Raw genomic sequence first — 16670 nt, 5'->3', positions numbered from 1 at the left:
CCGGCCCGCCCCCCCCCCCGCCCCGTGAGCGGCGACTGGCCGCCCGGTCCTCTTCCCGTCTACCCCACACCCCACCACGATCAAGAGCATCCGACTAACAGTCGGCGCTACCCGCGCCGTTGGCGCGTGGGTCTCGGCCGTTGGCCGATCCCCGTCCTACCCGCTGCGCGGGTAGGACATTTGATCCATGCGCACGCTGGATCGGGGTGCCATGATCGGGGTTTGCCGTCACTCGGGAATCCCTGCTCGTGAAATCTCCGCTCGTTGCTGCGTTGCTGCTCGCCCTGGCCCTTCCTGCCCACCACGCGCTGGCCGCCCCGCCGCCGGCGAGCGCCGCCGCGCCGGCCAGCCTGGCCGCGGAATCGCCGGCCGATGCTGCCTTCCGCGCCATCTACGAGAAGGAATGGGCCTGGCGCCAGACCGGTGGTGGTGAGGCGAGCGAAGACGGCGATGGTCCGGCCAGCGCCACCCGCTTGCCCGACGTCAGTGCGGCCGCGCAGCAGGCGCGCCTGGTGGTGTGGGACGACGTGCTGGCCCAGCTGGACAAGCTCGACACCAAGGCGCTCTCCCCGACCAACCAGGTGAACTACGCGATCTATCGCGACCAGGTGTTCAACCTGGCGGCCGAAGTGCGCCTGCGCGGTTACGAGATGCCGTTCAACTCGGATTCCTCGTTCTGGTCCAACCTGTCGTTCATGGCCCGTCGCGAGATGAAGACCGCCAAGGACTACCGCAATTACATCGCCCGCCTCAACGACGTGCCGCGCTACCTCAACCAGCAGACCGACGACATGCGGGCCGGACTCAAGCGTGGTTTCAGCGTGCCGCGCGCGGTGCTCGATGGCCGCGAAGTGTCCATCGCCACCGTCGCCGAGCTGAAGGACCCGACCCAGTCGCCGCTGTACGCGCCGTTCCGGAAGCTGCCGGCCAGCATCCCCGCCGCCGAGCAGGCCGAACTGCAGGCGCAGGCGCGCCAGGCGATCAGCGCCAGCGTGGTGCCGGCGTTCGTTAAGCTGCGCACCTTCTTCGTCGGCGAATACGTGCCGCAGGCACGCACCACCCTGGCCGCCGAAGCGCTGCCGGACGGCAAGGCGTACTACCAGCAGCAGATCCACGAATACACCACGCTGGACCTCACCCCGCAGCAGATCCACGAGATCGGCCTGAAGGAAGTGGCGCGCATCCAGAAGGAAATGAACGAGGTCATCAAGCAGGTCCAGTTCAAGGGCAGCTTCGCCGAGTTCCTCGCCTTCCTGCGCACCGACCCGCAGTTCTATGCCAGGACCCCGGACGAGCTGCTGCACCGCGCGGCCTGGATCTCCAAGCGGGTGGACGGCGTGATCGGCAAGTACATGACGCTGCCGCGCGCGCGCTTCACCATCGTGCCGGTGCCGCCGGACATCGCCCCGTTCTGGACCGCCGGCCGCGGCGGCATGGGCACCTACTGGGTCAACACCTACAACCTGCCGGCGCGTCCGCTGTACAACCTGCCGGCGCTGACCCTGCATGAGTCCGACCCGGGCCACGCGCTGCAGGGTGCGCTGGCGGCAGAGCAGGGCGAACAGCCCGAGTTCCGCCGCAACGCCTACATCTCCGCCTACGGCGAAGGCTGGGGCCTGTACAGCGAGAAGCTCGGCGTGGAAATGGGCATCTACGAAACCCCTTACGAGGATTTCGGTCGCCTGACCTACGAGATGTGGCGCGCCGCGCGGCTGGTGATCGACACCGGCGTCCACCACAAGGGCTGGACCCGCGAACAGGCCTTGGCCTACCTGCGCGACCACACCGCGCTGAGCGAGCATGAAGTCACCACCGAAGTGGACCGCTACATCTCGTGGCCGGGCCAGGCGCTGAGCTACAAGCTCGGCGAGATCGCCATCGTGCGCCTGCGCGGCGAAGCGGAGAAGGCGCTGGGCGACCGTTTCGACATCAAGGGCTTCCACGATGCCGTGCTCAGCCAGGGCTCGGTGCCGCTGCCGGTGCTCGATGCGCAGATCCGCGCCTACATCGACGCGCGCCGCGCGCCTTGATGTCGGCAATGGTCCTTGCCGATGTGCGCTGACGCACGCATTGGCACACGCCCAGCACTGTGATGACGAAACTGCATAGCGCATCGCAGTGCTGCGGCAACAGATGATTAGGCTGGTCGGCGCGCGCCCCCGGGCGCGCGTTTCCCCCACGGAGCCCGACCATGCTGGATGCCCTGTCCACCCTGCCACACCGCCTGTTCCCTTCCACCGCCGCGCAGGTGCCGTACCGTCGCCTCGCCAACGGCGCGCCGCGCCTGCTCAGCCTGCGCAACCTTCCCGACGTTCCACCGGTGCTGCGGAGCCGAGCCTCCACCGCCGCCGGTGCAGCCGGTCCCGATCCCCTGCAGCGTTTCAGCCTGGCACCCGAACACGGCCAGGCGCTTGTCGCGCTGCTGCAACAGCACCGCAGGCTGCTCGACCCCGATTACTACCTGCCATTCCCGGTCGCGGACCGCCTCGCGCTCGACGCGTTCTTCGCCAAACGCGCGCAGCTGGTCGACGCCGCGCTCGCTGCGGCGGCGCCACCGGCGTCGACGCGACGGGACTGGCCCGATCCGGCTCCGGCCCGGAGCCAGGCGCAGCTGCTGAAACATCTCCTGCGCCACGGCAACGGCCTGGTGGTGGGCGACGTGCCTACGGCCGGGGGCGGCAGGCGACTGCTGATCGAGCACATGCTGCTGCTGCGCCGGCTTGGCGTGGATACCCTGTACCTGGAACACCTGCAGGGTGACATCCACCAGGCGGACCTGGACCATCTGCACCGCGGCGGCGCGATGTCGCCAGGCCTGGCCCGTTTCCTGGACGGGCACGAACACCTCCATGGTCTCGTCGATGCGGCGTGCGAGGTCGGCATGCGGATTGTCGCGCTGGACCTGCTGGCCAGCTACCACCTGCGCGGCGTCCACGACCGCACCGGTGCCAGCACGGCGGAAACGCACGACATCCGGGTCAAGCTCTTTGACCATGTGGCGACGGCCCGGATCCTCTACGACCAGCGCAGACAGGCCAGCAAGCCGGCATCGCAGAAGGGGCAGAACAGCAGGCCGGCACCGCAGCGCTGGGTGGCGCTGGTAGGAAATGCCCATGCAGGCACCTTCAACGGCATTCCCGGCATCGCCGAACGCCTCGGGGTACCGAGCCTGCGGATTGAAGATGCCAGTCCGGGCCCAAGCCGACGCCTGCAGGCAGGCTTCGACCCCGGCCGGACGCTGCCACCCCTGCTGCGGCGTGGCGGCAGCGAGCTGCAGTGCGATTACCTGCTCAAGCTGCCCGCCGCCGACCGTCGCCTGCGATCGGAGACACCGGCGCCGTGCAGCGCCGGCGAAGCGTTGCGCCTGCGCGAGCTGCGTCACGCCGCTGCGCCCGCGGTGTGACGAGACGCTGTGTCGGTAACGGTCGTTCCTGATGTGCGCTCGTGCACGTATCGACGCATCGCGTTTTGCGAAATGATGAAACTGCCTAGCGCGTCGCAGATGAGTGGCAACAGATGACTAGGCTGGTCACGCGCGCCCGATGGCGCGCGTGACCCCTCAAAGAGCCTGACCATGCTGGATGCCCTGGCCGCACTGAAGTGCCGCGTTCTCTCCCACTTGCCCGCACGCGTTCAACGCCGCCACCCTGTTGCGCCGTTGGTCGCGCTGCGCAATGCGGACTGCAGCCCTGGAGCGCGCATGCGCGACGCCGCCGTGTATGACGGCGTGGTCTGCCAACGGCCGGCAACACCCGATCGACTGCAGCGTTTCGCGCTCCCGGCTGACCGGGCCGCGGTGGTGGCGGACCTGCACCATCAGTATGGCAAAGCGCTGTACGACGACTTCCAGATGCCACCTGGATCGCCCGAGCGCGTCGCACTCGACAACTTCTGCAGCAAGCGTGCGCACCTGGTGGATGCGGCACTGACCCGCCCCATGCGGGCAAGCCGCACACGTGACTGCCCCGACCTCGCACCCGCCCGCCGCCAGGCCGACCTGCTGCGTCAGTTGCTGGGAACTGCCAAGGGCCTGGTGCTGGGCGAAGTCCACGCGCAGCAGGGGAGCAAGCGCCTGCTGATCGATCACATGGCACTGCTGCGTCACCTTGGCGTAGATACCCTCTACATGGAGCACCTGCAGGCCGACCTGCACCAGGCCGACCTGGACCAGCTGCACCGGCATGGCATCTATACTGGAGCACTGAAGCGCTTCCTGGCCGAACAGGACCACGGACACCACATGCAGGTGAAAAGCGGCAACACCTTCAGCAATGTGGTTGATGCTGCATTCAACGCGGGCATACGCGTGGTGGCGCTCGATCTGATGAGCAGCTATCACCTGCACGGGGTAAAGGTGCCCGCGGGCCACCCCGAGGAAACCGGGCTGGATCTGCGCACCAAGCTGTTCAATCACGTGGCGGCGCTGCGCATACGACAGGACCAGCTGGACCAGGTCGGCAAACCCGGTCCGCAGCGCTGGGTGGCCTTGGTGGGCAACGCACACGCCGGTACCTTCAACGGCATTGCAGGCATCGCCGAGCAGCTGGAAGTGCCGAGCCTGCGCATGGAAGACACCAACCCGAGCTGGAGCGACGCGTTGAAGGTCGGCCACGATCCGGGCCGAACCGTGGAACCGGACGCATGGCGCGCCGGTGGCGAACTGCAATGCGACTACCTGCTCAAGGTGCCCGTTACCCCGGGCCGCGACCAGCGCGAAACGCCGGCACCCTGCACCGCCAGCGAGGCACGGCAGCGTCGTCAGGACCGCTGGGCAGCCGCCGCGCCCACGCCACCGCAGAGCCGCGCATGAACCGCCAGCAGCGCTGCGATTGTGTAACGGGCACCGGCGTCGCTACCCTGCGCCGATGATGTCCCGCCTGCGCCACCGCCTGTCGATGCCGATCCGCCTGCTGATGCTGGCGGTGGTGTTGTTCGGCACGGCCGGTGGCGCGCTGGCATCGGCATTGGGTGACCTTCACGCGTTGTCGCATGCCGGGGGCCCTGGCCTTGCCCATGCGTTGTCGCACACCGCATCGGCCGAGCGTACCGTGGTGCCCGGCGAAGGTACGGGCACCGCCGATGAAGACGGCAGCGAGCGCCTGCTGCATGCGCTGGTCCATTGCGGGCACTGCCATGGCCACGGCGGCGTGCTGCCGCTGGCCGCGTCGACCTGGTCGCTGCCCGCCGCACCGGCGCATGCCGTGCCGGTCGGCTTGACCGCACAGCTGCTGGCGCAGCCGCCCGAGAGCCTGCTGCGCCCCCCGATAGCGGCGTGATGCCACGCGGCGGCCGGCCGCGGCTTCACCTCTGAACCGCTTTCTGGAGATTCCCATGTGGATGCGTCTGGCAGCCGTTGCTGCCATTGCGTTCGTGCCGTGCGCGTCTGCGCAGGGCACGGCGCCCCTTGCCCCGTTCTTTGATTCCCCGCCCGCGGCTGTGTCGTCGGCACCCCCGTTGACCCTGGAGCAGGCGCTCGCCCGCGTGGCACGCCAGCACCCGGACCTGCGCCTGGTGGATGCGCAGCGCCCGCTGCTGGAGGCCCGCCGTGACGCGGCCGCGTTCGGTCCACCGCTGTCGGTCGGCGTGGAGCTGGAAAACGCGCTCGGCAGCGGCAACACCCGCGGCTTCGATGCCGCCGAGCTGACCGTCACCCTGGCCGGCGTGCTCGAGCGCGGCGGCAAGCTGGATGCGCGCCGCGTGCTGGCCCAGGCCAACCTGGATGCCCTGGCACCGCAGCGCGAAACCGCGCGCCTGGACCTGTTGGCCGCGGTGGCGCAGCGCTACCTGGCCATCACCGAAGCGCGGGCGCGGCTCGCCATTGCCGAAACCGATATCGACCAGCGCCGACGCGCAGTGGCCGCGGCGCGGGTGCGGCTGCAGGCCGGCGCATCGCCCGAATCGGTGCTGATGACGGCGCAGGCCATGCTGGCGCAGGCGGAAGTGGATCGCGATCGCGCCAGGCAGGCGGACCGCGCTGCGCGCGTGGCCCTGGCAGCGCTCTGGCGTGAACGCGAGCCCGGCTTCGATGTGGTCAGCGGTGACCCGCTGCGACTGCCGGTGCTTCAGCCGTTCGATGAGCTTGCCCGGGAGCTGCAACGCACGCCGGAACTGGCGGTGCTGGCGGGCGAGCGCCGCGTACGCGAGGCGCAGCTGCAGCTGGCGCGGACCCAGCAGCGCCCGGACGTAAGTTGGCAGCTGGGCGTGCGCAACAGCCGCGACAGCGGTGATACCTCGCTGGTGGGGGGCTTCAGCCTCCCGCTGGGCAGCGTGCGCCGCGCCGATCCGGATATCCGCGCGGCGGAGGCCGAGCTGGCGCTCAACGGCGTGGAGCGCGAAGCGCGCGCGCTGCAGCTCTACGCCACGCTGGCGGAGGCGCATGGGCGGTATGAAACGTCGCGGCTGGAGGTCAACCGGATGGCGCGCGATGTGCTGCCGCAATTGAAGCGCGCCGAGAATGCCGCCGAAAAGGCCTGGCGTGCCGGGGCCATCAGTTACATGGAATGGGCCCAGTTGCAGGCCATGCGCATTGAAGCGCGGCAACGCCAGCTTGAAGCCGCCATGGCGGCACAGACCGCCCTGATCGAACTGCAGCGCCTCACCGGCCAGGGCCTGCTCGCTGACGCCCCGCAGGCTGCTGCCGATACCGTCACCCCGTCCACGGAGGACCGCCGATGAACATCTCCATTGCACGCGTGCTTCCGCTTGCCGCGCTGCTGTCCTGCCTGCTGGCGCTGCCTGGCTGTAGCAGGGACGACCCGGCTGCCACGGCTGGCACCGCCGATGCCGGACACGGCGAGCCCGGTCACGCCGAGGCCGGCGATGACCACGACGACGCAGCGGACAGCACCACCATCCCCGCCGCCATGGCGGAAGAATCGGGTATCCGCGTGGCCCCGGTCGCCGCCGGTACCATCGCCGACGAACACGACGTGCAGGGCCTGCTGACCCCGGTCGACGGCCGCGTGGCCCAGGTGATGGCCCGTTTTCCGGGCCCGATCCGCTCGCTGCGCGCCAACGTGGGGGATCGCGTCCAGGCCGGCCAGGTGCTGGCCAGTATCGAAAGCAACCTCAGCCTGACCACCTACACGGTCACTGCGCCGATCGGCGGCGTGGTGCTCGCGCGCCAGGCGCAGGTGGGCGGCGTGGCAGGCGAGGGTACGCCGTTGTTCGAGATCGGCGACCTGTCCACACTGTGGGTGGACCTGCACATCTTCGGCAACGACACCCAGCACATCACCGCCGGCGTGCCGGTCACGGTGTCGCGCATGACCGACGGCGTCACCCAGGCCACCACGCTCGAGCGCGTGCTGCCCGGCACGGCCACGGCCAGCCAGAGCACCGTTGCCCGCGCCACGCTGCGCAACGACGATGGCCTGTGGCGCCCGGGCGCGGCAGTGAAGGCCCGCATCGTGGTCGCGACCCGACCGGCGGCGCAGGTGGTGCCGCTGGCCGCGCTGCAGACGCTGGAAGGAAGGGACGTGGTGTTCGTGCGCAATGGAGACACCTACACCGCGCGCCCGCTGCGCCTGGGTGCACGCGATGCCAACCAGGTCGAGGTACTGGAAGGGCTGGCACCGGGCGACCAGGTCGTCATCGAACAGAGCTACGTGGTGAAGGCCGACATCGGCAAGGCCGGGGCGTCGCATGAACATTGATCCCTCGGCCGGTTCCGCCGGGCGCGGCCGCGCCGGCCTGCTCGAGCGCATCATTGCCGGCGCCATCGCGCAGCGCTGGCTGATGATGGGCTTGACCCTGGCGTTGATCGCGGTGGGCGCATGGAGCTTCACCCGGCTGCCGATCGACGCCACCCCGGACATCACCAACGTCCAGGTGCAGATCAATACCGCCGCCCCCGGCTACTCGCCGCTGGAAGCCGAGCAGCGCATCACCTACCCGGTGGAAACGGTGATGGCCGGCCTGCCGCGGATGGAACAGGCGCGCTCGTTGTCGCGCTACGGGTTGTCGCAGGTCACCGTGGTGTTCGAAGACGGCACCGACATCTACTTCGCGCGGCAGCAGGTGGCCGAGCGCCTGCAGCAGGTGAAATCGCAGATCCCGGCCGGCCTGGACCCGCAGCTGGGGCCGATCTCGACCGGCCTGGGCGAGATCTTCATGTACACCGTCGACGCCGACCCGTCGGCACGCAAACCCGATGGCACGGCCTATACCGCGACCGACCTGCGCACCCTGCAGGACTGGGTGATCCGCCCGCAACTGCGCAACGTGCCCGGCGTGACCGAGGTCAACACCATCGGCGGGTTCCAGCGCCAGGTGCACATCACCCCGGACCCGGCGCGCCTGCGCGCGCTCGGCTTCACCCTGGAAGACGTGGCGAAGGCCGTGGAAAGCAACAACCAGAACGTCGGTGCCGGCTACATTGAACGCAACGGCCAGCAGTTCCTGGTGCGCATTCCGGGCCAGGTGGCCAACCTGGAGGAGATCGGCAACATCGTGCTGGCACGCCGCGAAGGCGTGCCGATCCACGTCCACGATGTCGCCGACGTGGCCGACGGGCCCGAACTGCGCAGCGGTGCCGCCACCCAGGACGGCCATGAAGTGGTGATGGGCACGGTGGTGATGCTGATCGGTGCCAACAGCCGCGAGGTCGCGCAGGCGGCCGCCGCGCGACTGCAGCAGGCGCAACGCAGCCTGCCGGAGGGTGTCACCGTCACCGCCAGCTACGACCGCACCGCGCTGGTGGACCGCACCATCCAGACCGTGGCGAAGAACCTGGTGGAGGGCGCACTGCTGGTCATCGTGGTGCTGTTCCTGCTGCTGGGCAACTTCCGCGCGGCGCTGATCACCGCGGCGGTGATTCCGCTGGCGATGCTGTTCACCCTCACCGGCATGGCCCGGGGCGGGGTCTCGGCCAACCTGATGAGCCTGGGCGCGCTGGATTTCGGCCTGATCGTAGACGGCGCGGTGATCATCATCGAAAACTGCCTGCGCCGTTTTGGCGAACGCCAGCACGCACTCGGCCGCGACATGACCCGCGAAGAGCGCTTTGCCGAAACCGCCAGCGCCACCGCCGAAGTGATCCGCCCGAGCCTGTTCGGGCTGGGCATCATCACCGCGGTGTACCTGCCGATCTTCGCGCTGTCGGGCGTGGAAGGAAAAATGTTCCACCCCATGGCCATCACCGTGGTGCTCGCGCTCAGCGGCGCGATGGTGCTGGCGTTGACCTTCGTGCCGGCCGCCATCGCGCTGTTCCTGGGCGGCCGCGTGCAGGAGAAGGAAAACCAAGTGATGGCCTGGGTGCGTCGGCGCTACGAGCCGCTGCTGGCGTTCGCGCTGCGGCGCGGGCGCTGGATGGTCGGTGCAGCGCTGGTGCTGGTGGTCGGCTGCGGCCTTCTGGCCACCCGGTTGGGCAGCGAGTTCGTGCCCAACCTGGACGAAGGCGATGTGGCCATGCACGCCATGCGCATTCCGGGCACCAGCCTGACCCAGTCGATCGACATGCAGAAGCGCATCGAAAACCGGCTGGTGCAGTTCCCGGAAGTGAGCACGGTGTTCTCCAAGATCGGCACCCCGGAAGTGGCCTCCGATCCGATGCCGCCTTCGGTGGCCGACACCTTCATCATGATGAAACCGCGCAGCGACTGGCCGGACCCGCGCAAACCACGTGCGGCGCTGCTCGCCGAGCTGGAAGCGGCGGTGGAGCAGCTGCCGGGCAACAACTACGAGTTCACCCAGCCGATCCAGATGCGCACCAACGAGCTGATCTCCGGCGTACGTGCCGACGTTGCGGTGATGCTGTTCGGCGATGACCTGGAGACGTTGCTGAAGGTGGGCAGGCGCATCGCCAGCGTGGCCGGCAGCGTGCCGGGCGCGGCGGATGTGCGGCTGGAGGAAACCAGCGGCCTGCCGCTGCTCACCGTCACCCCCAACCGCAGCGCGCTGGCCGGCTACGGGCTCAACCCGGGCCAGGTGCAGTCCACCGTGGCCACCGCGGTGGGCGGGCAGGTCGCCGGCCAGCTGTTCGAAGGTGACCGCCGCTTCGACATCGTGGTGCGCCTGCCCGAGGCGCTGCGCCAGGACCCGGCCGCACTGGCCGACCTGCCGGTATCGCTGGCCCCGCCACTGGAAGGCGATGCCGACGAATCCAGCCAAGCCGGCGGCTGGACCAGCGGCACCGCGCGTACCGTGCCGCTGCGCGAGCTGGCCACGCTGGCCAACAGCGAAGGGCCGAACCAGATCAACCGCGAAAACGGCAAGCGCCGCATCGTGGTCACCGCCAACGTGCGCGATCGCGACCTGGGCAGTTTCGTCAGCGACCTGCAGCAGGCGGTCAACCGCGACGTGCAGGTGCCCGATGGCTACTGGATCGAGTACGGCGGCAGCTTCGAGCAGCTGATCTCGGCCAGCCAGCGCCTGGCGATCGTGGTGCCGGTCACCCTGATCCTGATCTTCGCGCTGTTGTTCTGGGCGTTCGGCTCGGTCAAGGACGCGGCCATCGTGTTCAGCGGCGTGCCATTGGCCTTGACCGGGGGTGTGCTGGCATTGGCCGCGCGTGGCATTCCGCTGTCGATCTCGGCAGGCGTCGGCTTCATCGCGTTGTCGGGCGTGGCCGTGCTCAACGGCCTGGTGATGATCAGCTTCGTGCGCGGTCTGCGCGACGGCGGCATGCCACTTGCGGACGCAGTACGCGAAGGCGCGCTCGGTCGCCTGCGCCCGGTGGTGATGACCGCGCTGGTAGCCTCGCTCGGCTTCGTGCCGATGGCCTTCAACGTCGGCGCCGGCGCGGAAGTGCAGCGCCCGCTGGCCACCGTGGTGATCGGCGGCATCGTCTCCTCCACGCTGCTCACCCTGCTGGTGCTGCCGGTGCTGTACCGGTGGCTGCACAAACCGAGGTAGAGCCGGCCTCTGGCCGGCTTCCACCGAAGCCAAGAGCAAATCTGGGCACTGGTAGATGGCCAGAGCCCAGATTCCAGACGCTGCTTCGTCACCAATGATCTGGCTTCACCAGAGGACGCTTTCCTGTGTGTATACGAGAAGGAAGCTGACACGCCTCAAGCTCTTCGTCATGGATGTGACTGCGAGTCCAGTCTGCGTGCTTGGATAGGGACGACATGACATTCCGATGAGACCGGGTACCGGACTCCGGAGGCGGTCGTGGAGTTATCACTCCAATACGGATTCCGGGAAAGTCTTCTCTGATCGCACGGAGTACAGGCTCAACGTCGCTGTCATTGGAACAGATGACCAACTGCGAGAACCTGCCAGAGAGGGCGTCCCGATACATCGCCAAAGCGATGTTCACATCCGTCTGCTTCTCGTCCAGCCGCCATACCTTGACGCGATCTCGCCGGTTGAAGCGCGCACCTTCAACGTACCGAGGCATGCTGACACCGCAGCGGTCATGGGTATGAGTTCCCATCGTCTTGCAGAATCGCGGTCCGTGCTTCATCTCATGGACGCGTAGATATCTGTTCTGGGCTTCGGTGGAATCCGTTCCATGCGTGGCGAAGTTGGCCAAGCAGAAGGCGCTGAAGTAGCGGACAACCTCCACCTGGCTATCGGGAGCCTGCTTCCGAACAACACCGTCGAACAATGAGACCAAGTCCACCCATTTGTAACGGGTGCCGCGGATACGACCGTAATAGAGGTTGTAGCCGTCAATGTACACGGCAGTAGATCCGCCCATCTCGATTCCTATTCGGGCAAGAAAAAACCGCCTCGCGGCGGTTTTTTCAACCCAAGCCGCTTGGCCAACTTAATGACGGCTGCGAGGGCGAGGTCGTGGGATCATTAGATCAGCGGTTTAAACGCCAGTCAATGCAATCCATCGCACTTCAATTCGCCTGTTCAGAAAGCAACAGGCCCTCTGGTCCGTCATCGGTTCTTGAAGGATGACCTTCAAGGGTCTCGGCAGTGCAACGCGTCGGCATTCGCCTATCCCGCCAATGGCTGAGGAAAGTACAAAGCATCTGACTTCGCAGCGCGACCATCCTGTTTACAAGGTCCGATCAGCAGCGCCGCGCGAATGCTGGCACATGCTGTGAGGTGCTGCATCACTGCCCGACGCAACTGGCTCAGATGCGGCGCTTTCGTCTAGCGGGATGACAGTAACTGCTCGATGACATCGACAGCGACGGATACGCCATCCTCGCCTGCCATCGCATTTCCGAGCGTTGTCGCCCGACTGATGACATCGGAACGTCCGGCAAACGCAATCGCTTTCACCAGCGTGTCGTGATCCAGCCGCTTCTGCGACAAGGGCGCAGGCGCCACGCCCAAGGCCTGCAACCGTGCCGCCCAGAAGAACTGATCTGCCGCAAGCGGCATGACCACAGACGGCACGCCTGCACGACAGGCAGAGTGCGTGGTGCCGCTGCCGCCATGATGGATGACCATCGCGCAGCGCGGGAACAGTGCTTCGTGCGGAGTAGGCCCAACCACGAATACGTTCGCAGGCAACGGTCCGTTGGGCACGCCGGCCCAGCCAGGGAACAATAACGTGCGTCGCGGTGCCAACGCCTGCAGCAGTGACGGGATCACGCTCCGATCGAAGCCCGTCATGCTGCCAAATCCGACATAGACCGGGGCAGGGCCCGCGTCCAGAAACGCCTGGAGAGCAGGCTCCGATTGCCAGTCCACATCCTGCGCGCGCCACTGCCCGCATACATGGTGATTGGCCGGCCAGTCCGCAGGCGGCGGCATCAGGCTCGACGAGATGCCGTACAGCATCGGCAGGTCGCGCCACAGCGAATGTCGCGCCGGCATGCCCAGCGCCCGTCGTGCGTCGTTGATGGGTGCGCGGAAGGTGCGCCACACCGCCTGGTTGACCAGCCCGTAGCTGAGCCGGTTGAGCACGCCAGGCAGCCGCAGTCGCGGCAGGAACGGGGAGGGAAACGCACGGGTCGGCGTCAGCGGAATCATTCCGGTGCCAATGGCCGGCACTCCGTGGTGCTCGGCCACCGTCATGCCCACGAAGGCGGCAAGCCCGCCCGTCAACACCGCGTCGCAACCGGCCGCGGCCGCGTCGGCCTGTCGCATCCATGCCGGCACGTGCCGCTGCGCCATCCGCGCCAGGCCTCGCGAGGCCGCCGCCATGTTGTTGCCGCGCGAGACCAGCGCCACCACTTCATCATGGATGTCGCCCTCCAGCGCCGCGTGGGGAACGCCCAGCGCCTGCGCGCTGCCGAGCGTGCCGCCCTCGGCCAACACCATCACCTCGTGTCCCGCCGCCTGGAGGCCGTGGCACAGCATCACCAGAGGACGTGTGTCGCCTTCGGTTCCATAGGTTATTGCCAGCAGACGCATCGATGACCTCCAGGGGCGAGCCTCCAGTATCTCCAGCGGCTGCGACCCTGCCGTGTAGAGGCGGCTCGTCCATTCAGCCAGCGCCACGGGCAGGTCCGGGCTGGGGACTTGCCCGGACAGGCCCTCTCCGGCATAATGCGCGGCTCGCTGTGTCTGGATTCGTCCGGATTGGTGGCCGGGAACACGTCATCCGGCCTGCCCTCGTCAGCGTAACCCTTTGATTCTCATGACGTGTGGCGGGAAACCGCCGAGGCCGCCGTCGCCCGGGCTATGGGCTGACACATACTTTCATCGAGGTGCGCAATGTCCCGCGTATGCCAAGTTTCCGGCAAGCGAGTGCAGACGGGTAACAACGTCTCGCACGCCAACAACAAGACCCGTCGTCGTTTCCTGCCCAACCTGCACGAGCGCCGCTTCTGGGTCGCCAGCGAAAACCGCTGGGTCAAGCTTCGTGTTTCCGCGCATGCACTGCGCACCATCGACAAGAACGGCATCGATTCCGTTCTGGCTGAGCTGCGTGCGCGCGGCGAAAAGGTCTGAGGAGTAGACGATCATGGCAGGCAAGCGCGATAAGGTCCGTATGATTTCGACCGCCGGTACCGGTCACTTCTACACGACCGACAAGAACAAGAAGAACACCCCCGGGAAGATGGAATTCTCGAAGTACGATCCGGTCGTGCGCAAGCACGTCCCGTACAAGGAAGGCAAGATCAAGTAATCCTCACCGGATTGCTCGATGCCCACGAAAAACCCGCCTCCACGGCGGGTTTTTTGTTGGCAGAATGGGGGACACCCCCAAACGGGCGAACCGATGCTGTTCGAATGGCTGCTGGGTTCCTGGTTGTTGCTGCTGGACTGGCTGATCCGGTTGGCCGCGCTGTTGTGGATTCCCAGCCGCACCACCCCGGGCGCGGCGCGCAGCTGGCTGCTGCTGGTGGGCTTCGTACCCTTGCTGGGGCTGCCGCTGTACCTGCTGTTCGGCCACCCCTGGCTGTCGCGCCAGCGCGTGCAGCGCCAGGCAGAGGCGTCCCAGGTGATCCGCGAAGAACAGGCCCTGCAGCCCCCGCTGCGCTGGACGCCGCGGGCCGACACCGCCACCGCCGAAATGGTCCCGCTGGTCGAACGCCAGGGCGATTTCATGCCGGTGCACGGCAATGCGGTGGAGCTGCTGACCGACTACGACGCCTCGCTGCAGGCATTGCTGGACGACATCGACCAGGCCCGCGACCGCGTGCACCTGCTCTATTACCTGATGTTCGACGACGCCGTGGGCGACGCCATCGTCGATGCCCTGCAACGTGCCGCCGCACGGGGTGTGCAGTGCCGCCTGCTGCTGGATGCGGTGGGTGCCAAACGCGGCCTGCGCCGCTATCGCCACCGCCTGCAGGCGCTGGGCGTGGACGTACGCGCCATGTTGCCGGGCGGGCTGCGCTGGCGGCGCAGCGGGCGCATGGACCTGCGCAACCACCGCAAGATCGCGGTGATCGACAACCGGGTGGGCTACATCGGTTCGCAGAACCTGGCCCAGCCCGGTTTCGTGCCCGGGTTTCCGAACCGCGAACTGGTGGCGCGCGTGCGCGGTCCGGCGGTGGCGCACCTGGAGGCGGTGTTCGCCAGCGACTGGTACATGGAGACCGGCCAACGCCTGGAAGTGATGATGGTGGAGCCGGTCTGCGCCGATGACGTGCCGACCCAGCTGCTGCCCAGCGGCCCGGCGTATCCCTTCAGCAACGCGCGCGATGCGGTGAATGCGCTGATCCACCTCGCGCGCCGCCGCATCGTACTGGTCACGCCGTATTTCGTGCCCGACGAAGCCACGCTCAGCGCACTGCGCATCGCCGCGTTGTCCGGCGTGCAGGTGCAGTTGATCCTCTCGGCCAGCAACAACCAGCGCCTCACCGCGTGGGCGCAGGAGGCGTACTACGACGAACTGCTGCGCGCCGGGGTGCGCATCGCGCTGTACGAGCCGCACTTCCTGCACGCCAAGCACCTGACCGTGGACGAGGACATCGCGCTGGTCGGCTCGATCAACCTGGACATCCGCTCGTTCGCACTGAATGCCGAGATCGGCATGCTCTGTTACGACGCGGGGTTGGTGCGACAGCTGATCGAGATCGAGAACGAATATCTGCGCCAGTCCCGCACGGTCGAGCTGGCCACCTGGCGCCAGCGTCCGGCATGGAAGCGCAGCCGCGAGGGCATCGCGCGGCTGGCCGATGCGCTGATGTAGCGCAACGGATGGTCCACGCGCATGACCTACAATGCAGCGCATGACCGCACCTGATTCCACCCGCCAGGCAGACCTGGCCATCGTCGGCGGCGGCGCGGCCGGCGCGCTGGTCGCGCTCAACGCGCTGCGCAGCGCCAGCGCCGCACTCCACGTGGTGCTGTTCGAACCGGCCTCCACGCCGGGCCAGGGCATCGCCTATGCCACGCCCTGGCCGGAGCACCTGCTCAACGTGCCGGCCGGCAAAATGACCGGCCTGCCGGACCAGCCGGGCGACTTCCTCGACTACCTGCTGCAGGCCGACGCGGTGCCGGGCGTGTCGCGCGCGGAACTGGCCGACACCTTCGTTGCGCGCCGACACTACGCCGCGTACCTGCAGCAGCGCCTCGAGCAGGCCCAGGCGCAGAGCCCGGCGCGTCTGCAGGTGGTGCATGAGGCGGTGGTCGCATTGCACCCGAAGGCGCCGCTGAACGTGCTGGCGCTGGCCGACGGCAGCAGCTGGCAGGCCCGGCGTGTAGTGCTTGCCTGTGGCAACAGCATGCGCCCGCTCCCGGTGCCAGGCGCCGACGCGCTGCCGCCAGGGCGGGTCGTGGATGCCTGGGATTACGACGGCGTGCGCATGCTGGCCGGTGCCGGCGACCTGGCGATCATCGGTTCCGGGCTGAGCATGGCCGACAGCGTGGTGGCACTCGCTGCCGCCGGGCATCGTGGCCGCATCCACGTCCTGTCGCGGCACGCGCTGCTGCCGTTGCCGCACGCGCATGGCGGCATTGCCCGCTTCGACCCGCAGCCGCTGCTGGCCATGCCGCTGCGTGCCCGGGTACGTGCGCTGCGCGCCCATGCGCGCGAGGCGGCGGCGCAGGGGGTGCCGTGGCAGGGTGTGATGGACCGCATCCGGCCCTTGGGCCAGGCGCTGTGGCAGAGCCTGGATGGCGCCGACCAGCGCCGTTTCCTGCGCCATGTGGTGCGCTACTGGGACGTGCATCGCCATCGCATCGCCGAATCCGTGTACGCGCAGGTGGATGCACTCGAACGGAGCGGACAGCTGCAACGCCATCGCGCGCGGCTGGGCACGCTGCTGGTGCAGGGCAGTACCCTGCAGGTGCACGCGCGAGGCGCGGCCGGCGCGCTGGCGCCACTGAACGTCGGCGCGGTGATCAACGCCACCGGCGTGGAGACG

13 protein-coding genes are annotated in these 16670 nt (G+C 68.0%); 11 read left to right on the top strand and 2 right to left on the bottom strand.

Annotated elements, in window-relative coordinates; translation table 11 throughout:
- The first annotated feature begins 248 nt into the window (after positions 1-248).
- From RWO33_RS13590 to RWO33_RS13560, 7 genes are all read left to right on the top strand, one after another.
- Positions 249-2030, top strand: a complete 1782-nt coding sequence (locus RWO33_RS13590; protein ID WP_314105506.1) for a DUF885 family protein — start codon at positions 249-251, stop codon at positions 2028-2030.
- Between the two features lie 161 nt (positions 2031-2191).
- Positions 2192-3403, top strand: a complete 1212-nt coding sequence (locus RWO33_RS13585) for a membrane-targeted effector domain-containing toxin (protein ID WP_314105504.1) — start codon at positions 2192-2194, stop codon at positions 3401-3403.
- A 297-nt stretch (positions 3404-3700) separates the two neighbouring features.
- Complete coding sequence (locus tag RWO33_RS13580; protein WP_314105502.1) at positions 3701-4810, top strand: membrane-targeted effector domain-containing toxin; 1110 nt, start codon at positions 3701-3703, stop codon at positions 4808-4810.
- A gap of 58 nt (positions 4811-4868) precedes the next feature.
- On the top strand, positions 4869-5276 hold the full coding sequence (locus RWO33_RS13575; protein WP_314105500.1) for a DUF2946 family protein: 408 nt from the start codon (positions 4869-4871) through the stop codon (positions 5274-5276).
- A gap of 55 nt (positions 5277-5331) precedes the next feature.
- Complete coding sequence (locus RWO33_RS13570) at positions 5332-6675, top strand: TolC family protein (RefSeq protein ID WP_314105498.1); 1344 nt, start codon at positions 5332-5334, stop codon at positions 6673-6675.
- Positions 6672-7655, top strand: a complete 984-nt coding sequence (locus RWO33_RS13565; RefSeq protein WP_314105496.1) for an efflux RND transporter periplasmic adaptor subunit — start codon at positions 6672-6674, stop codon at positions 7653-7655. Before RWO33_RS13570 ends, RWO33_RS13565 begins: the two co-directional genes overlap by 4 nt.
- A 37-nt stretch (positions 7656-7692) precedes the next feature.
- On the top strand, positions 7693-10854 hold the full coding sequence (locus RWO33_RS13560) for a CusA/CzcA family heavy metal efflux RND transporter (RefSeq protein WP_314105510.1): 3162 nt from the start codon (positions 7693-7695) through the stop codon (positions 10852-10854).
- An 88-nt stretch (positions 10855-10942) separates the two neighbouring features.
- Here RWO33_RS13560 and RWO33_RS13555 read toward each other — a convergent pair whose 3' ends face one another.
- Together RWO33_RS13555 and RWO33_RS13550 are read right to left on the bottom strand one after the other, a co-directional pair.
- Positions 10943-11644, bottom strand: a complete 702-nt coding sequence (locus RWO33_RS13555; protein WP_145478633.1) for an NYN domain-containing protein — start codon at positions 11642-11644, stop codon at positions 10943-10945.
- Between the two features lie 407 nt (positions 11645-12051).
- On the bottom strand, positions 12052-13263 hold the full coding sequence (locus RWO33_RS13550) for a glycosyltransferase (protein WP_314105493.1): 1212 nt from the start codon (positions 13261-13263) through the stop codon (positions 12052-12054).
- A gap of 303 nt (positions 13264-13566) precedes the next feature.
- Here RWO33_RS13550 and rpmB point away from each other — a divergent pair, with 303 nt between their 5' ends.
- From rpmB to RWO33_RS13530, 4 genes are all read left to right on the top strand, one after another.
- Positions 13567-13803, top strand: a complete 237-nt coding sequence (gene rpmB / locus RWO33_RS13545) for a 50S ribosomal protein L28 (protein WP_005411638.1) — start codon at positions 13567-13569, stop codon at positions 13801-13803.
- A gap of 10 nt (positions 13804-13813) precedes the next feature.
- On the top strand, positions 13814-13981 hold the full coding sequence (gene rpmG / locus RWO33_RS13540) for a 50S ribosomal protein L33 (protein ID WP_170272460.1): 168 nt from the start codon (positions 13814-13816) through the stop codon (positions 13979-13981).
- Positions 13982-14074: 93 nt separating this feature from the next.
- A complete protein-coding gene (cls, locus tag RWO33_RS13535) occupies positions 14075-15493 on the top strand; it encodes a cardiolipin synthase (RefSeq protein WP_145478637.1) in 1419 nt (472 codons plus the stop codon).
- A 40-nt stretch (positions 15494-15533) separates the two neighbouring features.
- Positions 15534-16670, top strand: a 1137-nt coding sequence (locus RWO33_RS13530) for an FAD/NAD(P)-binding protein (RefSeq protein ID WP_314105459.1), incomplete at its 3' end; no start/stop codon positions are given.

The sequence above is a fragment of the uncultured Stenotrophomonas sp. genome, from assembly GCF_963519925.1.
In the GTDB taxonomy this organism is placed as follows: domain Bacteria; phylum Pseudomonadota; class Gammaproteobacteria; order Xanthomonadales; family Xanthomonadaceae; genus Stenotrophomonas; species Stenotrophomonas maltophilia_AE.
Note: the sequence above shows the minus strand (reverse complement) of the source record. Positions and strands in the feature narration are given on the sequence as shown.

Bases quoted from the DNA above. Each gene is read 5' to 3' on its own strand.
- RWO33_RS13585 (WP_314105504.1), top strand. From the start codon at position 2,192: ATGCTGGATGCCCTGTCCACCCTGCCACACCGCCTGTTCCCTTCCACC.
- RWO33_RS13580 (WP_314105502.1), top strand. From the start codon at position 3,701: ATGCGCGACGCCGCCGTGTATGACGGCGTGGTCTGCCAACGGCCGGCA.
- RWO33_RS13575 (WP_314105500.1), top strand. From the start codon at position 4,869: ATGTCCCGCCTGCGCCACCGCCTGTCGATGCCGATCCGCCTGCTGATG.
- RWO33_RS13570 (WP_314105498.1), top strand. From the start codon at position 5,332: ATGTGGATGCGTCTGGCAGCCGTTGCTGCCATTGCGTTCGTGCCGTGC.
- RWO33_RS13565 (WP_314105496.1), top strand. From the start codon at position 6,672: ATGAACATCTCCATTGCACGCGTGCTTCCGCTTGCCGCGCTGCTGTCC.
- RWO33_RS13555 (WP_145478633.1), bottom strand. From the start codon at position 11,644: ATGGGCGGATCTACTGCCGTGTACATTGACGGCTACAACCTCTATTAC.
- RWO33_RS13550 (WP_314105493.1), bottom strand. From the start codon at position 13,263: ATGCGTCTGCTGGCAATAACCTATGGAACCGAAGGCGACACACGTCCT.
- rpmB (WP_005411638.1), top strand. From the start codon at position 13,567: ATGTCCCGCGTATGCCAAGTTTCCGGCAAGCGAGTGCAGACGGGTAAC.
- cls (WP_145478637.1), top strand. From the start codon at position 14,075: ATGCTGTTCGAATGGCTGCTGGGTTCCTGGTTGTTGCTGCTGGACTGG.